Raw genomic sequence first — 18,617 nt, 5'->3', positions numbered from 1 at the left:
CCATGAGATTTACAGCCCTGCTATGCGCCAGCGCGCTATTTATATCCGGAATGAACCACAGTTATGCCGGGCCATTGGAAAACGCACGGCAGGCCTATCTGGACAGCGAAGCGACGCTCAAAAAATTGGAAACGACAAGTGCGGCGAAGTTGGCCGAAAAGCGCAATGCTCATGATGCGTTGACCGCAAAGGTTAACCAGCGGCAGAATTTGATAGCAAAAGTTGCCAAACAACGAGACACGCTGTTGCAGCGCAAAGTTGCTCTGGAGCTGGAACTGGCAAAACGTGCTGAAGGCATTCGCCTGCTCAATCGGGTATGGCGCGACATGCTGGCCAATCCCCTTGCGTCCAGCGCCGCGCAAAAGCGTGAGATCCGGAACGATCTGGCTGAAGAGAACAGACAAACAGCTGCTGCCAGAACCACAATTGATAGTTTGAACAAACAAATTCTTGTGCGCGCAGAGGCGCTTCAAAAGGCGTCCATCGATTCAGACTTTATTGGTGAACGGGGTTTGCTTGAACAACAGTTCATCGCAATGGAGGACCATCACAGAAAGCAGGAGATTGAGCTCAAAGCCGGGCAGGACAGGTCTCGCCAGGCCTTTGCTCGTTTTGTCTCCCTTGCGGGCCAAAGCGCTCCGGCACTTGTAGAACGGGTCAGGATTAGCGGGTCAGACGGGGTTTTATATGAGGCCGAGTGGCGCTCAGAGACTGCATCCCGCGAGCCGGATGACCGAATGTGCGGATTTCCTGAACAGGAGAAAACGGAGAGTGAATCCACCGAAACGCTGCCCACGCAGGATGGTGCGTTAGCTCTGGAAGTAGAACTGCGCGGGCTTCTGAAAGGAGCTGAGTCTCAACAGAAAACACTGGAAGCCGTCATTGACCAGATGGACGGACGCGCGGATGAATATGTCGTGGAGTTGAAAAAGCTGGGCGATGATTACGCCTTGCAATACCTAAAAATCAGCGAGTTAAAAAATACAGAACTGGCGATCAACACTGTTGTTGATATGGGTGTCGTTGTGGCTGAGCTACTGCTGACGGGCGGTGCTGCAACTGTCGCAAGAAAAGGCGTGGAGATTGGTGCGGATCAATTGGGCAAGCTTGTTGCAAAACGCCTGTCCACCAACGTACGTCGCAAAATTTCGGGGAAAATTTTTGATGAGGGGGAAGCTGTTGCGCGTCGACAATTCATAACTGCTTATTCTGCACAGGTACGGGATGCATTGGCGCATGTGACAAAGCGCGGCTCTGACATGCCGCTTGATCAGATGCGGGCCCAAGCGGGGCGACTGTTCGATGATGTGGCAGAGAAGGCGTTCAAAGACTATTTCAACGACCGACTGGGAGCAAATGCCGGCGTCATTCTTAACCGGCGCCTGATGAATGCCAATGCGCAGACTGTTGTGAATGTTGTAGCTGGTAATCCTTCAACGCCTGAGGGGCGCGCCTTACGCAGTGTTGCATCCGATCTGAGCGAGGTCGGTTTTGACAAGCTGCTTGGTGCAGCGGCTTATGGCGGTTATGAAAAACTGGCTGCGTCCGGCAAAGATTGGAAGCGGGTCAGCGCTGCGCTGGCCTCCATCAAACCTGACAGCCTGAGTGAGCTCATACCCAAGAAACCAGCCGATATAGTGGGTTTTGTCGGGGCCGCTACCAAGGCAGCCTTTGCCTATGGCATTGGCGTTAAAATTCAGACTGAAACCAAAAAAGCCGTGCAATTGATGAACCAGGATGTCTCCCTGCGCGCTGTCTATGAAAGACTGTATCTTGACCGGGAAGTCGTCAAAATAAAAGTCAGAGATGTTGCAGTGTTGGTTAAAGGCCTGGAATTGCGTCTGCAAGCCTTATTGACTGGCAGGCATCTGAACCGACGCCTCACTGTTTTAAGCGACAATGTGATTGACGAGCCTGAGGCTAACCACACGTTTTTGGTTGTCTTTTCAAAACCGCTTACACGCCCACCGGTCGTAAAAATTGCAGGGGCCACAATTGTGTTTGATGCACAGGCGGGTCCTGCTGGTCTATTGGAGTGGACCGGAACGCTGCCGGTGAAAGATATAGGCGGAGCATTTGAAACTGCGATGATCGAAATTTCCGCAATCGATATGGCAGGCCAGCAATTGGATGCCTCACCGGCCAGCATTGCCGTGCCAAAACTTGCAAGTGAGGGGTTCCTGTTCTTCGATCCGGGAACAGACCGGTGTTATGAGATCTTGCTTGATCTAGCCATGACAATCGAAGCGTCTTTTGAAGGCGTTTTGGCAAAACAGAGAATCAAATGAGGCAACGGAGATCCATCATGTTGTGTGACTCACCCTCCCGCCTATTTGGCATGGTGGTCATTGCCCTGTCATTATTCGGGGCGGGCTTGTTCGTGGTCCCGGTTTGGGCCGAAACAGCTTGTGCCGTGATGGATCGTGAAACCTGCACTTCTAGCCCGGCCTGTATTTCAGCATTGGCTGAGGATAAAAGCTATCAGTGTCGCCAGATCGTCAATTCCTGCCAGGCATTCCACCAAAGCCGATTTCTGGACAATGGCAGTCTGGATACGGATTATGATGCAAAGACACATTGCGAAGCACGGACAGGATGTTCATTTGTTCCGGCAGGACCGTGTTATTGCCCGCCGGGAATTTTGTGTGTCTGCGGTGGAGGCCCACCTTCTGATTGTGTGCCAGAGGCAAGAGACCCGTAATCCTTGCCGGTTCTAGAAGCCCCGATTGTTCAAACTGGTTGGCGCGGGGCTGACCACACGGGCACCGCCGGACTGAACTTCATAAACCGCCATGGCGCGTGTGTTAGTGCCATCTGTATTAAAGCGGAACACACCATCAACACCGGCAAATCCATCAGTGTTGGTCAGAACACGGCGGCTGAATTTATCATTGCCAAAGCGCGCTGTCAGGCCAGCGGCCAGAATGGTTGCGTCAAAGGCCAGCGAAGCATTGCGGGGTGGTGCCGAGCCATAGGCCTGCCGGTAGCGGCCGGCAAACTGATTGAAGCGATCGTTGGGCACAGAGGCATAGATTGCGCCGCGCAAAGCCGGTTCCGCGGCAATTTCCGGTTCATCCCATTGGCCGGATCCGACATAGAGCACACGCGGTGCTGTCAGGCCGGCGCCAGCCAGAAGCTGCGCCATAAACGTGACGGAGGCTGCACTGTCCGGCATGAACACGCCATCGATCGAAGACGACAATTTGGCAACTTCCGCCACCTTTTGCTGCATGGAGGTGCGATCCAGCGCATAGCGTTCGATGGTGGCCACGCGAATTCCGAAGTTGGATGCAGCTTCGCGGAACAGCCCTTCATAGATCAGGCCGGTCTGGTTGTTCGGGACAAGAACGGCAAAGGACTTTTTACCCTTCTGCGCGGCGTAGGCCGCAGCGCGATAGACCTGATCCCGTGGCAGGAAGCCCATCAGATAAGCGCCTCTGGTGGCAACTTCCGTGCGCGTTGAAAAGGAAATAACCGGCACGGAGCGCGCCACGGCCAATGTGGTGACCGGGCCAACTGCACTGCCGAAGACAGGCCCCAAAATCAGTTCCGCCCCTTGCGACAAGGCGGCACTGGCAGCCGCACGCGCGCCTTCCGGCGTACCCTGCGTGTCTTTTACCAAAAGCTGTATATTTGCGTTGGGAAATTCACGCAGCGCCAGAGCGGCCGCGTTTTTGAAAGATGTTCCAACTGTGCCTGCATTGCCCGTGGCCGTCAGCGGCACAAGCAGTGCAACACGCACCTCGCCATTGCCGATCACCTCCCCCGTGGCATTCTGGGTGGTGTTGCCAAACGGCGAGCCCTGATTGCGAAATCCGTTACCACCACCAAAGCCGGATGGCACACAAGCGCTGAGCACTGCACCAGCGGCCAGAACCGCAGCAGCACGAACCCATTTACGACGAGACAAATCTATAAAGGCCATAGCAACACCATATAATTTTGCGGTCTGTTGTTGACCGGACGCTTGGACGAAGCATCAAAAGCGGAACCTGAAGAGACACCGCTCTTGCCTTTTAGGGCAAAAGCGCGAGAAATGTGAACACAACAAGGCGATTATTCGCATTATTTGTTTCTTTTCCGATCTCCATCGTCGGAGATTTTAGTAAATATGTCGATATTAACTCATATTCCTTAACAGGAATTGGCAGATTCAGGTACAGCACCGGGACAAGACCAAGCGCTTCCCAAGGAGACCACATGCCACAACCCGCCGACAAATCGCCGGAAAAAGGTGGGTTTTCCATCAATGGTTATGGCCTGCATGCCCCGCGTTTGGAAGACGGGTTGTATCTTGTTTCCACACCAATCGGGCATTTAAAAGACATTACGCTGCGCGCACTGGAAACTCTGGCAGCAGCGCACCTGATTGGATGCGAGGATACACGTGTCAGCCGCGTGTTGCTGTCGCATTACGGCATCACAACACCCGTCATGGCCTATCATGAGCACAATGCTGATACTGCCAGTGCCAAAATCATCGAAGCTCTGAAGCACGGACCGGTGGCGCTTATCAGCGATGCGGGAACGCCGCTGGTGTCTGATCCGGGCAGCCGGTTGGTGACACAGGTGCTGGAAGCGGGCCACAAGGTTATTCCCATTCCCGGTGCCTCAGCCGTTCTGGCAGCGCTTGTGGCGGCGGATCTTGGTGACAATCAGTTTCATTTCGTGGGTTTTTTGCCGACCAAGGAAAAAGCGCGCAGCGCCGTTTTCCAGACACTTGGCGGCAGTGACGCAACGCTGGTTTTCTATGAAAGTCCCAAGCGGATTGCAGCCTGCCTGAAAAATGCAGCCTCTGTTCTGGGCAATGATCGTCCGGCTGTGGTGGGCCGGGAATTGACCAAGCGCTTTGAAACCTTCTATCGCGGCACTCTTGGGGAACTGGCAGAGGAATTTGCCAATTCAGACACGCCCAAAGGGGAAATTGTGCTGTTGATCGGGCGCGGCGCGCCTCAGGAAGAGATGTTTGATCTGGATGCGGCTTTGCAGGATCGTATGGCCAAAGTGCCGCTGAAACAGGCGGTTGACGAGGTTTCTGGCATGAGCGGTCTGAAACGCCGGGACGTCTATCAGCGCGCGCTTCAGTTGAGAGACGCGCAGTGAACCGATCCCGCACACGACAGCGGGCGGAAACGCGCGGACGGCACGCCGAAACTGCAGCGGCGCTTTTGTTGCGGGTCAAGGGTTATCGTATTTTGAATCAGCGCTATAAAACGCCGGTTGGCGAAATTGATCTGGTTGCCTGCCGTGGCCGGTTGGTGGTTTTTACCGAGGTTAAATGGCGCAGCACTTTGGACATGGCCCTTGAATCCGTTCACCCCAAAGCGCAGGCGCGTATCGGGCAAGCGGCTGCACATTGGCTCAGCCGACAGTCCAAATTTGCAAATTTCAACACACGATTTGATGTGATAGCCCTTGCGCCATGGCGGTGGCCGGTCCATCTGAAACAGGCTTTTGATCTTTCCGATCACATCTGAGGTAATTCTATGTCACTCAAAGTCGCGGTCCAGATGGATCACATCTCCACCATTCAAATTGGTGGCGATTCCACCTTTGCCATGTTGCTGGAGGCCTCCAAACGCGGGCACAGTCTGTTCCATTACGAGCCGGATCAGCTGATGATGCTGGATGGCAAGGTCAAAGCCCGCATGGCCCCCCTGACTGTGCAGGATGTGGAGGGTGATCATTTCACGCTGGGCAGCGAGGAAATGCTGGAACTGACTGATATGGACAGTGTTCTGCTGCGTCAGGACCCGCCCTTTGACATGAATTACATCACAACCACCCATTTGCTGGAGCGGGTGCATCCGCAAACACTGGTGGTCAATGATCCGGCCCATGTGCGCAATGCGCCGGAAAAGATTTTCGTTACCGAATTTCCCGATTTGATGCCCAAAACCCTGATTTCGCGCAATGGGGACGATATCAGGGCGTTTCGGGAAGAAGTTGGCGATATCATTCTAAAACCGCTTTATGGCAATGGCGGCGCTGGCGTATTCCGCCTGACATCGGATGATCAGAATCTGGCTTCTCTGCTGGAAATGTTCGAACAGATGTTTCCAGAGCCTTTTATGGTTCAGCAATATCTGCCAGACGTTCGGGCAGGCGACAAACGCATCATTCTGGTCGACGGCGTTGCCGTTGGGGCCATCAACCGCGTACCGGCAGAAGGCGAAGCACGTTCCAACATGCATGTGGGTGGCCGCGCGGAAGCCATTGGCATGACTGCCCGCGAACATGAAATCTGCGAGCGCATCGGTCCTGCCCTGAAAGAGCGCGGCTTTATCTTTGTCGGCATCGATGTCATTGGCGACTACATGACCGAGATCAACGTCACCTCTCCAACCGGCATTCGCGAAGTGAAGAAATTTGGCGGCGCGGATATTGCGGCCCTCATCTGGGATGCGATTGAAGCGAAAGTCTGAATAGTCGCCTCTTCACTCTAACGGTCTGACGGACAGTTTAAGCGTCCCGATTACAGCCAGCAGAAATGCAAAACCGGACGCGACCGTGCGCGACTGGTTCCAAAACTGCCAGGGTTTTGAATAGTCCTGCCAGATCGCGCTAGCGGCATCGAGATCTTCCGGAACCACGATGCGCGCCAGCGCTTCATTCATGGGCACATTGACGAGCATTGTCAGAATGAGACCAAAGCACAGATAGACCGCGCCGCTGAGCGCAAAAAGCTTTGCACTTGTTTTGTAATCGCGCGCCCAGAGCAGCGCTGCGGTGGCTGCCAAAACCAGTGGCGTGCCAAAGAATGCCGGCGCGAAGACGGCGTTTCGAACAGAGGCATTCATGGCCTGCATGGCAGAAATCGCTATGCGCGGATCTGCTGCGTCCAGTCCCCACATGGTGGAACAGATCCAGGCATAGAAAAAGCCAAAAATCGCCGCGCACAGGATTAAAGACAGGGAGATCATGGTTGAAATCATTATTGGCATGTTCGAACTCCTTTACCGTACATATATGTACGTATTTACTATTCCGTATAGATGTGTACGGTAATTGGCAAGTCAAAATTGGAATTTGATATGCGGAACGACAAGAAACAAAAACGGCATCAGGAGATTGCCGAGGCAGCCTATGCCCTGCTGTCGAAGCACGGCTATGGTGGCACATCGATGCTCAGCATTGCCAAAGCAGCGGGTGCCTCAAATGAGACGCTGTATCGCTGGTACGGGGACAAGCAAAACCTGTTTGCAGCCATGGTTCAGGACAATGCAGCGGTTGTGAAAGCCGAGCTGGAGGCCAGCCTGACAGCGGAAGGCGATCCGCTCGCAGCGCTTGAACAGATCGGCGCGAAACTGTTGACGCTGCTGACCAGCGAGCGCGCAATTGCCCTCAACCGGGCCGCAGCGTCAGACAGCACTGGCGCACTTGGTGCAGCCATCACGGAGGCCGGTCGCGGAACGATAGCGCCGCTCATAGAAAGGCTGTTTGACAGTATAATGCAGACCGGTGTTCTGAAGGTTGAAAACCCTTCTGAGGCCACCGAAACCTATCTGGGCCTGCTGATCGGTGATCTGCAGATACGCCGGGTAATCGGGCAATTGGACCCCTTATCCGAAGCCGCTTGCAGCGCCCGGTCTGACCGGGCGCTGATGCTGCTCAGGAAACTTTACGCAGCCTGACCGTGCGATGGCCGTTGTTGCCGGTTGATGACTCTATCAATCAGTGGTTTGCCAGCGTCACGTGAAAATCCCGGCCTGTGTCAGGGAACTGCGCTGGCAATTTGGGTTATCTTCAATTTTCAATAAATGCTTTACGCGATATTTTCCTGCCTAAAATACACTCTTGGACTGAAAGCAAATGGCAGACCAAGAAGGTTGACCCGGTGCCCCCAAAGGATGCTAACAGTCCAACTCCATGGAAACTAGAGCGAACAGGCTATGATCCGGATGAACGGTCGCTCGAACTTCGAGACCGATTTGCCAAGGTTACCAACGCAAATATCCCTTCAAAGCGCTCGTCTGGTTGGTGGAAGTCGTTTGGCAAACCAATCATTGTTGGCTCTTTGCTCGGTGTTGTCTGCGGCGGTATGTTTTTGTTAAGTCCCTGGCCGCCGCTCACAACGATCAAACATATTGCGTCTGCACCAAACTGCGATGCTGCCAGAGCCGTAGGCCTGGCTCCATCCTTCATCGGTCAACCGGGATACTGGGGCCCTCATGATCGTGACGAAGACGGAATTGCCTGTGAGTTATTCTTCGGCGGTCGAATACACCGAACTGTCGACGAGATACCGCAGATAGGAGACAGAGCCCTTCGATGGTGATCTGGAAACTTTATGCGGCCTGACCGTGCGATGGCATTTGTTGCCGGTTGATGGCACGATCAATCAGTGGTTTTGCCAGCGTCTTGTTTCCCTGCAATATTGCAGCCGAACCTTATCTCGAATCAGGACCCTCCCCGCATGGTTGCACACGTCACCACTGTCAGTTTTCAGGGCATTGAAGCCGTGCCGGTTGATGTGCAGGTTCTGCTGGCACCAGGCTTGCCTGCCTTCACCATTGTCGGTCTGCCGGACAAGGCCGTGGCTGAAAGCCGTGAGCGGGTGCGCGGGGCTTTGCATGCGTCCGGCCTGTCGCTGCCACCGCGCCGGATCACGGTTAATCTGGCACCGGCGGATCTTCCCAAGGAAGGCAGCCATTATGACCTTCCAATCGCACTGGGTCTGATGGCGGCAATTGGTGCCCTGCCCGCAGAATTTCTCAGCCGCTTTGTGGTTCTGGGTGAACTGGCACTGGATGGCAGTATTGCCGCCGTCACTGGTGCTTTGCCCGCTGCGATTGCCGCAAATGCCATGGATAAGGGGCTGATCTGCCCTGCTGCCAGTGGCCGGGAAGCCGCTTGGGCCGGAACTGATCTGGAGGTGCTGGCGCCGGAAAACCTGATCCAACTGGCCAATCACTTCAAAGGGACACAAGTCCTGTCCAACCCCGAGCCTGCGATCCATGCGCCGGCAGAAAACCTGCCCGATCTGTCTGACATCAAGGGACAGGAAACCGCCCGTCGGGCGCTGGAAGTGGCCGCTGCAGGAGGCCACAATATGTTGATGGTCGGGCCTCCGGGTGCCGGAAAATCCATGTTGGCTGCCAGACTGCCCTCTATTCTGCCACCCCTTTCGCCCAAGGAGCTTCTGGAAGTCTCGATGATCGCTTCCATTGCAGGTAGCCTCTCTGTCGGTGGTCTGTCGGACCGCCGTCCGTTCCGCGAACCGCACCACTCCGCGTCCATGGCGGCCATGGTCGGGGGCGGCATACGCGCCAAGCCAGGCGAAGTGTCGCTGGCGCATAATGGCATTCTGTTTCTTGACGAATTGCCCGAATTCACCCCGCAAGTGCTGGACAGTCTGCGTCAACCTTTGGAGCGCGGCGAAACCTCCATCGCTCGTGTGAATTACCGGCTCACCTACCCGTCACGCTTTCAGCTGATTGCAGCCATGAACCCCTGCAAATGCGGGCACGCTGGAGAACCGGGCTATAAATGCCCGCGCGGGCCGCGCTGCGCCAATGATTATCAGGCGCGTATTTCCGGCCCGTTTCTGGACCGGATTGATATTCGCATTGCAGTTCCAGCGGTGACTGCGAGCGATCTCATTACGCCCAAACCCAGCGAAGCCAGCAAAGCTGTTGCAGCGCGTGTGGCAAAAGTCCGAACCCTTCAGGCCGAGCGCTTTGCCGCAATTGGCCATCCCGATATCCGCACCATGGCTGCCGCCCCTGCCGATCTCATCAGTGAAGTCGCCGCGCCCGATGCAGCTGGTCTGACCCTGCTGAAAGATGCCGCTGAAGCGATGAAACTCAGTGCGCGGGGCTATCACCGTGTGCTGAAGATAGCGCGCACCCTCGCGGACCTTGACGGATCAGACGCGCTGGGCCGGGTACATCTGGCTGAAGCCCTGAGTTACCGCATGGTTGGAGATGGCGGCACGTCACAGGCTTGAGTGCTACCTACAAAACTGTCATCGGATGTTCAACAAATCGGGATAAAGCGGTTTGTGCAGGGGCGAATCGCGCCTATATGCAAAGCAGCGGATTTGCTGATTGAGTGTGCTTCGATGAGGAGCTGCAGTCCATAAGGGTGGGAACTTGTGATGCGAACGGGGTTGGGTACACCACTATCGACCTGGCAGCGCCTGCGCTCTGCCTCACGTCATGGATTTTCGCCGCGGGCGCTTCAGGGTTTTTCCCCACGGGCGCTTTTACCGCTTCCGCAATTGCCGAACCGCGTGCTTCCCAATTTTGCGGGCCTGTTCGGGGGCCTCAAAGGGTCTGTTGGCGGGCGTATTGGCAATCTGGAAGTCCGTCTGGCCCAAACACCGCGGGAGCTGCGCAAGGCGCAAGCACTGCGTTACAAGGTGTTTTACGGCGAAATGGCTGCAGTGGCTGATGCCAAAACACGCTTTTTTCGCCGAGACGAGGATCGGTTCGACCGGATTTGCGATCATCTTTTAGTGTTGGATCACGAGTCACTGAGTCGCAGCAAAAAACCCCGCATTGTCGGGACCTACCGCCTTTTGCGGCAAGAAGTTGCCGAGCTGCATGGTAGTTTTTACACTGCTGATGAATATGATATTGCGCCGCTTCTGGCGCGCCATTCCCATTTGAAGTTTCTGGAATTGGGGCGCTCATGCGTGCTGCCGGAATACCGCACCAGCCGAACGGTTGAATTGTTGTGGCATGGCATCTGGTCCTATGTGCGGGCGCATGATCTGGATGTGATGTTTGGCTGCGCCTCCTTTGCCGGAACAGACCCGCAAGACAATGCAACTGCGCTCTCGTTTTTGCATCATCATGCCGGGACTGCACCTGAATGGTCGGTGAAAGCGCTGCCAGGCCGCTATGCGGATATGAATCTTTTGTCCCGGGACGCGGTATCCGCCAGAACTGCGCTTCGGGAACTGCCACCTTTGGTGAAGGGCTATTTGCGAATCGGAGCCAAAATCGGCGACGGGGCGGTGATTGACCATCAATTCGGCACGACAGATGTGCTGATTGTGCTGCCTGTGTCAGACATTGATGAGCGCTACATCAAGCATTTTGGTGCTGAAGCGACGCGCTACGCAGTTTAAAGAGTATTTTCCACAATCTGTTATCGGTCATTTAGCCGCACAATTAAGGTGGGGGACAAACCCGTCTTAAACGGCTAAACAGGGTCTTCCTGTTATCATCAGACCGGCAAACTCTTTTATGGCTGAATTGCCACCTGCTAAAATTGCCAGCAACCGCATACAGCCGCCGGACATTCTAGGCGGACTGGCAGATAATCGGGCTGGCGCAACCTTTGCGACTGATCCGCTGATACCGGCGCAATCGGCGCTGGATTTCAGGCCCGTTTTGCTGGTTATCGGCATTCTGACCGCGATTTTGGGTGTGACCATGATGGCCCCCGCCATTATGGATGCCGCTCTTGGCAATATCGCTTGGCGCAGCTTTGCCGTGGCGTCGCTGGTCACCACTTCGTTCGGGCTTGGATTGTGGCTGGCAACCCGTGGCACGGTTCGGGGCCTTGGCACACGGCAGGCTTTCCTGATGACTGTTTCAGCCTGGCTGGCGCTGGCCACTTTCGGTGCCCTGCCGATCTACTTCTCCGGTGTTGTGCCAAGCTTCACGGATGCATTTTTCGAGTCTATGTCCGGCCTGACCACAACCGGTGCCACGGTGATCACCAATCTGGACTCCACACCGCCCGGTATCCTGTTCTGGCGCGCCATTCTGCAATGGCTTGGCGGTCTTGGAATCATCGTTATGGCGGTTGCCATTCTGCCAATGCTGCAGATTGGAGGCATGCAGATATTCAAGGCGGAAGCCTTTGATTCCACCGATGCCATTCTGCCGCGCGTGACACAGATTTCCGGGGCCATGACCATGATCTACATCACGCTGACAGTGATGTGTGCCTTTGCCTATTCCGTCGCCGGGATGGGTGCTGCCGATGCATTGTTTCATGCCATGACGACGGTCGCCACAGGCGGGTTTTCCACCAAGGATGCCTCGCTGGCGTACTTTGACAGTGCCCTGATCGATACAATCTGCATTGTTTTCATGCTGGCAGGCAGCCTGCCCTTTCTGCTTTGGGTTCAAGCCTTTCAGGGGCGCATGAAACCCATGCTCACCGACCAGCAGGTTCGGGGCTTCTTCGGCATTCTGCTTTTGTTCATTCTTGCCATATGGGGCTATGAGACGATACGGGGGGTTCATCCCGGACTTGAAGGGCTGCGCTACGGTGCCTTCAATGTGATTTCGATCATGACCGGAACCGGCTATGCCAATGATGATTATGGTTCCTGGGGCCAGTTTTCCATCGCGTTGTTCTTTGTCATTACCTTTATCGGCGGCTGTGCAGGCTCGACCTCCTGCGGCATGAAAGTGTTTCGCATTCAGGTGCTGTTTATGGATTTGCGGCAGCATTTGAACCGCCTTGCCTTCCCCCACGGAATTTTTATCCGCCGTTTTAACGGTCGCCCGATCCCAACCAGCGTTTCGCTGTCTGTGATGGCGTTTTTCTTTCTCTATCTGCTGAGCTTTGCGATTTTGGCCGTCCTGCTGTCCTTAACCGGCATGAGTACACTGGCAGCCATGTCCGGCGCTGCCACATCCTTGTCAAATGTGGGTCCCGGACTTGGGGAAATCATCGGACCGGCGGGCAATTTTCAGCCCTTGAGCGATACGGCAAAATGGTTGCTGATCCTGGGCATGCTGGTTGGCCGGCTGGAATTCTTCACAATGCTTGTGCTTATTCTGCCGCGCTTCTGGCGCTCATAGGCCGACCATAAATGGTTTGGCGCAGCCGTCTGAGATCCTCACCCACACCGATCAGCGCAGGCACCAAAAACAGCACCAGAAGCGTTGCAAAGGCCAGTCCGAACACCATGGTGATGGCCATGGGCATCAGGAACTGGGCCTGACGGCTGGTTTCGAACAGCAGAGGTGTCAAACCACCTATGGTGCTCAAAGAAGTCAGCAGGACCGCACGCAGGCGATCGCGGCTGGCACCGGTTGCCGCGGCACGTGGACCATCACCACTGGCCAGACGTTCTTCCAGCCGACTGACAAGAATGATGGAATCATTGACCAGAATTCCAGACAGGCCCAACAGGCCAATAATCGACAGAACGGTGAGATCAAAACCCAGAACCCAGTGGCCGAACACCGTTCCCACAAAACCGAAGGGAATAATCATCATCACCACAAAGGGGCGTGTGTAGCTGGAAAATACCCAGGCCAGAATGATGTAAATCACCAGCATGGCTGCAGCTGTTCCGGCGCGCAATTCACCAAACGATCTGCCCTGTTCTTCCGCACGGCCGGACAGTCTGTAATCCAGCCCGTAGCGGGTGGTGATTTCCTCAAGGCCGCTGGATTCAAGCTGTTCCAAAATGGCATTCGCATTTGTCACCTTGTCGTCCACATCGGCGGTGACGGAAATGGTGGTCCGTCCATCACGGCGCTGAATGGCGGCAAAGCCCTGACGCTCAGACAGGCTGACGACTTCACTCAGTGGCACATAACGTCCATCGGGTGCCCGCAGATCAAGCTCGCGCAAGGCAGCGCTGCCTTGCGTGGTTCGGCTTTCGCTGATGCGAATGGCAATTTCTTCTTCGCCATCAGAGAACCTGCGGGCAATGGTTCCCTCAAACGCATTGCGTATCTGCTCGCCCACACGATCAACCGTAAAGCCAAGAGAGGCACCGCGGTCTTTCAGACGCATGACAAGTTCCGGTTTGCCATAGGGCAAATCATCTTCCGCACCGCTGACACCGGGAAAGGAATTGATGAAGATAATCAGTTCGGCGGCAGCTTCTTTCAGCGTGCCCGGATCACTGCCCTTCAGCCGCACATCAATGTCACGCCCTGGAGGGCCCGACCTATTGCGCGAGATGGAAAACCGTTTTAGGCCCGGCATATCGGGAACGGCTTCGCGCCATTTGGAAATGATCTCGGAAGTTCGGATTTCGCGATCTTCCGACGCCGTCAGCTGAACGCGGAAACTGGCCACATTATCGCCTCGGCTGCGGCCGGAACTGCCCAGGGTCAAATAGCTTGACCGGATCAAAGCACCCGGTGCGGCCAGAGTTTCCTCAACGGAAAACAGAGCCTTTTCCAGAATGCGAAGTTTTTCGAGCGCATCCTCTTCGGCAATGCCGGCATTGAATTCCACGCCGGCACGGATGGATTCCGCTTCGGGCGATGGAAAGAAGGTAAAGTTCACCCGACCAGACTGGACGAAGGCCAGTGCCACGATCATGGCAGCAATTGTGAAGGCAATGGTGATGTAGCGACCGGCATAGGCAGCCTCTGCCATGGCAGCAAAAGGTCGATCACGGAACCAGTCGAAAGCTCCATCGATGCCGTTGCGCATGCGTGTTCCAAAGCCGGGCCTGCCGGAGGCATTGGGTTTTGACACTTGCTGGATCACAGCTTCAATTAAAGCAGCCATCAGCAGGCTGACCAAGGCGAACACAGCGGTGAGCAGCATTGGCGGCCAGTCTTCAACGCTGGCCTGCAATGCGCCAGCGGTTCCGGAAAGCGGCAGCGTATTGGCGATCGTAACCAGCGCCAACAAGGACAGGCTGATGAAGATCATGCGCCAATGCGACCAGCGCTTGGCACCGGACGACGACATGGCATGAGCCAAATGACCCGGCAGGATCAAAAAACACTCGATCAGGCTGGCAATCAGAACTGCGATTACGACCAGAGGCAGCACGCCCATGAAGGCACCTATGGTCCCGCCCATCAGAAGGATAGGCGCAAAGGACGCAACCGTTGTCAGCGCTGCTGCCATTACAGGCACCAGCATCCGCTCGGCACCGTTTTCAGCTGCCATAAAAGGTGGTTCGCCATTTTTGAACCGGGTTTCCGTGTGCTCGGCCACGACAATGGCGTCATCCACAATAATGCCCAGCATCATGATCAGCGCGAACAGGGACAGCATATTGATGGTTTCACCCAACAGATAAAGCACACCGATTGTGATCATCATGGCAACCGGTATACCGGCGGCCACCCAGAAGGCGGTGCGGGCATTCAGGAACACGAACAGAATGATCAGCACAAGCGCCAGACCCGTTGACCCATTTTTGACCAGCAGCATGATGCGTTCATTGAGCCGGTCTGAGCGCAGATCATAGAGTTGCAGATTCAAGTCACGCGGCAATGTGGGCCTCAGCTCATCCAAATAGGTTTGCAGAATAGCTGCGGTTTCCAGTGTATCCTTGCCCTTGCCAGTCTGGACAGTCATCTGAATAGCCGTTTGACCATTGGCCAGACCACGGGTCTGATCCTGATTGAACCCTTTGACGACACGGCCAATGTCGCCCAAGCGGATGGTCTCACCATCAGGTGTGGCGCGCAGCGGCAGATTGCGCAGAGTTTCCGCATCCAGCTCCTCGGAAACAACCCGCAACTGGCGCTCCACATCGCTGTCCAGCGTGCCCGAGGGCCTGTCACGCGTATTGGCCTGAACGGCTGTGGCGACATCCGAGACGGTCAGATCGACACGGCGCAGACTGGTTTCATCCAGCTCCACACCGATTTCGGTATCGCGAAATCCGGAGAAATTGACCTTGTCGATGCCCCGTTCCAGCAGGTCATCGCGGATGCGTTTGGCGTAAATTTTCAGCGAGCTTTCCGGAAACGGGCCTGAAATGGCAATGCGGCCCAGATTGTCAAAGAAGCGCGGAACTGAAAGCTTTGGCGTTTCTGCTTCATCCGGCAGGGTGGAGATGGCGTTCAGGGCCTGCTCCACCTTGTCCTGTGTATCCTGCATGTTGGTGCCCGGTTCCAGCTCCAGACGGATGGAGGCCGCGCCCTCACGGGCGCTGGAGGTCATATCCTCCACGCCCTCGATGAATCTCAGGCTGGGTTCCACATTGGCCAGAATGTTTTCGGCCACATCTTCGGCGCTGGCACCGGGCCAGTTGATCGTCACCGTGACAGAGTTGATCTCGATGGATGGAAACACCTGGGTGTTGATACGGCTGATCGCCGCGATGCCACCCAGGATCATAAGGACCATGAGAAGATTAGCGGCGTTCTTATGGCGCACAAACAGGCTGATCAGACCACGCCGTTTTGGTGCAAAATCATAGGACGCGTTGACTCGGGGCACAGGGTTGTTCTGGCTGGGCAGACCAGATCCGCCTGACCCGCCTGACCCGCCAGATCCATTTGGCCCACTTGATCCGCCAGGTGGTATTTGCGGCTGGTTCATGGCCTTGGTCTCCGCTCTCCACCACCACGGGCCCCATCGGGACGTGGCCCTGACGGCGCTTCTGCGCCTGCTTCACGCACACGCAGCCCATCGCCCACTTCCGCAATGCGGGTTTTCAGCACCTTCGCACCGTCTTCGAGATCGGCTTGCAAAATGGCATTCGTGCCGGTGAAGGCCAGAACCGAAACGGGGACTGATCGCAGCCGACCTTCCTCTTCCAAATAAATACGCTGCTCATCATAAAGTGCGGTTTCAGGCACTTGAATTGCATTGGAATAGATTTGATCGGGCAGGCTGATCTTCACAAAAGCCCCCGGGCGCAGATCCATGTCGGGCGTCAGATTTTCAAGTTTTCCAAATAGCGTCACACCTCCACGATCCGCCGTAATCGACGAAGCGATGCGGTTTATCGTGGCCGAAACTGTTTCCTGCCGCGTGCCCACTGTCCATTCAACGCTCATCTCGGTTCCCAGCAATGGGCGGTCCTGTCCGGTCAAACGCCCATATTGGCCATCCGACAAGGTGAACTGAACTTCGAATGCTGCCAGATCAATCAGCTCTGCAATGACCTGATTGGCTGTAACCATCTGGCCAAGAGTGACGGATTCGCTTTCAACCACCACATTGGTTGGCGCAATGAGGCTGGTCAGGGTCAGATCCCGCTCAGCGCGTGTGCGATTTAATGAAAGCCGATCCAGGGCGGCGCGTTGTTGTGCCAGCTTGGCCTCTTCAACCTTTAAATTGGCACGGCCGCTGTCAACTGACGCCTTGCTTTGCAGCAGCGCCTGCTGGCGTTGATCAAGCGTTTGTTGCGTGACCGAGCCGCGGGTGACAAGCGCTTCGGCGCGTTCCACATCCCGCTCGGCCAGAGCCAGTTGGGCCTGGGCATTGACCAGGTCGGTTTTGACCGCAGCAAGCCGAGCTTCGGCCTCCAGCAATTTGGCTTCGCCATCCAGAATGTCCACATCAGCTTCGGCAATGGCGGTCTGAAATTCGAACGGATCAATCGCAGCGATTTCCGTTCCCGTGCGCAAAACAGCGCCGCTGCGTAGTTGTGGATTGACCGAAACCAGAGGACCGGACAGTTCTGTCCGCACTTCGATCATATTACCGGCAATGATGGTTCCAAAAACCTGAATATCAGGCTGGAAATCCCCCCGCTGCACAGAGATCGTTTCAACGGTGAAGACCTGTTCACGTACCGGGCGCTGGCGTGGCGGCTCCTTATCCGCCAGCATGCGCTGCATGAAAACACCGGCACCGAAGACAATCGCTATGGCGATCAATGCCTGCAGAAACAGAAAGAACGGACGTATCCTTTTTGGACCAGACGGGGCAACAGACGGATAGATCTGGGCAGCATCAGGTTGGCTGATCTGCTTTGACGGTCTGTCAGAATGTTGAGCCGGCACTTCGGTATCCATCAAGGCCACCTCCCTATCCGCGCTTCTGGATTATGACAGCCTGCTCACGTCAGCTGATCTTGCGATCATATACGCTTTACAGACGGCGCGTCTTCATTGGGCCTCACTCATATCTGGCGCATCTGCGGCAGAAAACAAAATGAAATTCCGGTTATTTAGGGTTTGAAGTCGGTCGGGGAATTGAAAAAATGCTCAATTCCGACCGGATTTGGCTGTATCGCGATCAATGGAAATGTATTTGGACCAGATCGGTTCAGCAGAAAACGTCGCAACAAAAGCGGTATGTGCCGCCTGATCAGCCTCACTCAAGCGCGGCGGAAGCGCTTTTTCACGAGGCTTCGGATGCCAGGCATTGCCATCTTCATCCAACCCCTCCTCCGGATTATCCGCTCTCAGACCAAGGTCAGCCTGTGCACCGCCCAGCAGTTCCAGATAGACCTTTGCAAGAAGCTCCGCATCCAGTAACGCGCCGTGAAAGGTACGGTGATCATTGTTGACGCCATAGCGCGAGCAAAGCGCATCAAGGGAATTCGGGCCAGCCGGGTTTTTCCTGCGGGCCAGCATCAGCGTATCAACGACACGCTCATCAGAGTAAACCGGGCGGCCGACGGCCTTCAATTCGGTGTTGATGAAGCCCATATCGAAGCTGGCATTATGGGCAACCAGAATCCCGTCATCACCAACGAAGTCGATAAATCCCGCTGCAACATCGGCGAAGACCGGGTTTTCCTTCAAACTGTCCCAGGACATGCCATGCACATCAAACGCACCCTGGCTCACATCCCGTTCCGGGTTGATGTATTGATGATAGGTCTTTCCAGTAGGAAAGCGGTTGATGAGTTCCACACAGCCAATCTCGATCAGCTTGTCACCCTTGCGCGCATCCAGCCCTGTGGTTTCCGTATCAAAAACAATTTCACGCATGGGTTTTGTCACTCCGTTGAGGACCGTCTGGTCTGATCGAATCCACTT

At 55.4% G+C, this 18,617-nt stretch carries 14 protein-coding genes; 9 read left to right on the top strand and 5 right to left on the bottom strand.

Translation table 11 applies throughout. From position 1 onward, the window contains the following. The first annotated feature begins 2 nt into the window (after positions 1-2). Positions 3-2,288 carry a hypothetical protein gene (locus RAL91_RS01920; protein WP_306259290.1) on the top strand — a complete coding sequence of 762 codons (2,286 nt, stop codon included), beginning with the start codon at positions 3-5 and terminating at the stop codon, positions 2,286-2,288. 425 nt (positions 2,289-2,713) lie between these two features. Here the strand turns inward: RAL91_RS01920 and RAL91_RS01915 are convergent, their stop codons facing one another. Continuing rightward, complete coding sequence (locus RAL91_RS01915) at positions 2,714-3,925, bottom strand: penicillin-binding protein activator (protein WP_306259289.1); 1,212 nt, start codon at positions 3,923-3,925, stop codon at positions 2,714-2,716. 275 nt (positions 3,926-4,200) lie between these two features. Between RAL91_RS01915 and rsmI the strand changes: the two genes are divergently transcribed. Genes rsmI through gshB form a run of 3 tightly spaced genes read left to right on the top strand, consistent with a single transcriptional unit; the run spans position 4,201 to position 6,425 of the window. Continuing rightward, positions 4,201-5,103 (top strand): 16S rRNA (cytidine(1402)-2'-O)-methyltransferase, encoded by a 903-nt coding sequence (gene rsmI, locus RAL91_RS01910; RefSeq protein WP_306259288.1) that lies wholly within the window; start codon positions 4,201-4,203, stop codon positions 5,101-5,103. Beyond that, entirely contained in the window at positions 5,100-5,477 is a 378-nt protein-coding gene (locus RAL91_RS01905; protein ID WP_306259287.1) for a YraN family protein, read from the top strand. The genes rsmI and RAL91_RS01905 overlap by 4 nt, the downstream gene beginning before the upstream one ends. Before the next feature lie 9 nt (positions 5,478-5,486). Then, entirely contained in the window at positions 5,487-6,425 is a 939-nt protein-coding gene (gene gshB, locus RAL91_RS01900) for a glutathione synthase (RefSeq protein ID WP_306259286.1), read from the top strand. Positions 6,426-6,437: 12 nt separating this feature from the next. On the opposite strand, the gene RAL91_RS01895 is transcribed toward gshB, so the two are convergent. Next, positions 6,438-6,944 (bottom strand): DUF1772 domain-containing protein, encoded by a 507-nt coding sequence (locus tag RAL91_RS01895; protein ID WP_306259285.1) that lies wholly within the window; start codon positions 6,942-6,944, stop codon positions 6,438-6,440. Between the two features lie 90 nt (positions 6,945-7,034). Here RAL91_RS01895 and RAL91_RS01890 point away from each other — a divergent pair, with 90 nt between their 5' ends. From RAL91_RS01890 to RAL91_RS01870, 5 genes are all read left to right on the top strand, one after another. Next, positions 7,035-7,634, top strand: a complete 600-nt coding sequence (locus tag RAL91_RS01890; protein WP_306259284.1) for a TetR/AcrR family transcriptional regulator — start codon at positions 7,035-7,037, stop codon at positions 7,632-7,634. Positions 7,635-8,041: 407 nt separating this feature from the next. Next, positions 8,042-8,278 carry an excalibur calcium-binding domain-containing protein gene (locus RAL91_RS01885; RefSeq protein WP_306262729.1) on the top strand — a complete coding sequence of 79 codons (237 nt, stop codon included), beginning with the start codon at positions 8,042-8,044 and terminating at the stop codon, positions 8,276-8,278. 138 nt (positions 8,279-8,416) lie between these two features. Continuing rightward, positions 8,417-9,949 carry a YifB family Mg chelatase-like AAA ATPase gene (locus RAL91_RS01880; protein WP_306259283.1) on the top strand — a complete coding sequence of 511 codons (1,533 nt, stop codon included), beginning with the start codon at positions 8,417-8,419 and terminating at the stop codon, positions 9,947-9,949. 150 nt (positions 9,950-10,099) lie between these two features. Further along, complete coding sequence (locus RAL91_RS01875; protein WP_306259282.1) at positions 10,100-11,077, top strand: GNAT family N-acetyltransferase; 978 nt, start codon at positions 10,100-10,102, stop codon at positions 11,075-11,077. Between the two features lie 118 nt (positions 11,078-11,195). After that, positions 11,196-12,770, top strand: a complete 1,575-nt coding sequence (locus RAL91_RS01870) for a TrkH family potassium uptake protein (RefSeq protein ID WP_306259281.1) — start codon at positions 11,196-11,198, stop codon at positions 12,768-12,770. Here the strand turns inward: RAL91_RS01870 and RAL91_RS01865 are convergent. The 3 genes from RAL91_RS01865 to dnaQ form a co-directional block, all read right to left on the bottom strand. Further along, the gene (locus RAL91_RS01865) at positions 12,742-16,221 is read right to left on the bottom strand and encodes an efflux RND transporter permease subunit (protein ID WP_306259280.1); all 3,480 of its coding nucleotides are present in this window, start codon (positions 16,219-16,221) and stop codon (positions 12,742-12,744) included. The two genes, RAL91_RS01870 and RAL91_RS01865, sit on opposite strands and share 29 nt — an antisense overlap. After that, positions 16,218-17,645, bottom strand: coding sequence for an efflux RND transporter periplasmic adaptor subunit (locus tag RAL91_RS01860; RefSeq protein WP_306262727.1), 1,428 nt, complete (start codon positions 17,643-17,645; stop codon positions 16,218-16,220). The genes RAL91_RS01865 and RAL91_RS01860 overlap by 4 nt, the downstream gene beginning before the upstream one ends. Before the next feature lie 192 nt (positions 17,646-17,837). Next, positions 17,838-18,569, bottom strand: a complete 732-nt coding sequence (dnaQ, locus tag RAL91_RS01855) for a DNA polymerase III subunit epsilon (RefSeq protein WP_306259279.1) — start codon at positions 18,567-18,569, stop codon at positions 17,838-17,840. Positions 18,570-18,617 lie beyond the last annotated feature (48 nt).

The organism is Pararhizobium sp. IMCC21322 (genome assembly GCF_030758295.1).
GTDB lineage: Bacteria > Pseudomonadota > Alphaproteobacteria > Rhizobiales.
The sequence above is the reverse complement of the archived record's forward strand: the minus strand, read 5'-3'. Positions and strand labels throughout refer to the sequence as shown.

Excerpts from the sequence above, each read along its gene's own strand:
- RAL91_RS01860 (WP_306262727.1), bottom strand. The coding sequence starts at position 17,645 with ATGGATACCGAAGTGCCGGCTCAACATTCTGACAGACCGTCAAAGCAG.
- RAL91_RS01885 (WP_306262729.1), top strand. The coding sequence starts at position 8,042 with ATGTTTTTGTTAAGTCCCTGGCCGCCGCTCACAACGATCAAACATATT.
- RAL91_RS01890 (WP_306259284.1), top strand. The coding sequence starts at position 7,035 with ATGCGGAACGACAAGAAACAAAAACGGCATCAGGAGATTGCCGAGGCA.
- RAL91_RS01920 (WP_306259290.1), top strand. The coding sequence starts at position 3 with ATGAGATTTACAGCCCTGCTATGCGCCAGCGCGCTATTTATATCCGGA.
- rsmI (WP_306259288.1), top strand. The coding sequence starts at position 4,201 with ATGCCACAACCCGCCGACAAATCGCCGGAAAAAGGTGGGTTTTCCATC.
- RAL91_RS01895 (WP_306259285.1), bottom strand. The coding sequence starts at position 6,944 with ATGCCAATAATGATTTCAACCATGATCTCCCTGTCTTTAATCCTGTGC.
- dnaQ (WP_306259279.1), bottom strand. The coding sequence starts at position 18,569 with ATGCGTGAAATTGTTTTTGATACGGAAACCACAGGGCTGGATGCGCGC.
- gshB (WP_306259286.1), top strand. The coding sequence starts at position 5,487 with ATGTCACTCAAAGTCGCGGTCCAGATGGATCACATCTCCACCATTCAA.
- RAL91_RS01915 (WP_306259289.1), bottom strand. The coding sequence starts at position 3,925 with ATGGCCTTTATAGATTTGTCTCGTCGTAAATGGGTTCGTGCTGCTGCG.
- RAL91_RS01870 (WP_306259281.1), top strand. The coding sequence starts at position 11,196 with ATGGCTGAATTGCCACCTGCTAAAATTGCCAGCAACCGCATACAGCCG.
- RAL91_RS01865 (WP_306259280.1), bottom strand. The coding sequence starts at position 16,221 with ATGAACCAGCCGCAAATACCACCTGGCGGATCAAGTGGGCCAAATGGA.
- RAL91_RS01875 (WP_306259282.1), top strand. The coding sequence starts at position 10,100 with ATGCGAACGGGGTTGGGTACACCACTATCGACCTGGCAGCGCCTGCGC.
- RAL91_RS01880 (WP_306259283.1), top strand. The coding sequence starts at position 8,417 with ATGGTTGCACACGTCACCACTGTCAGTTTTCAGGGCATTGAAGCCGTG.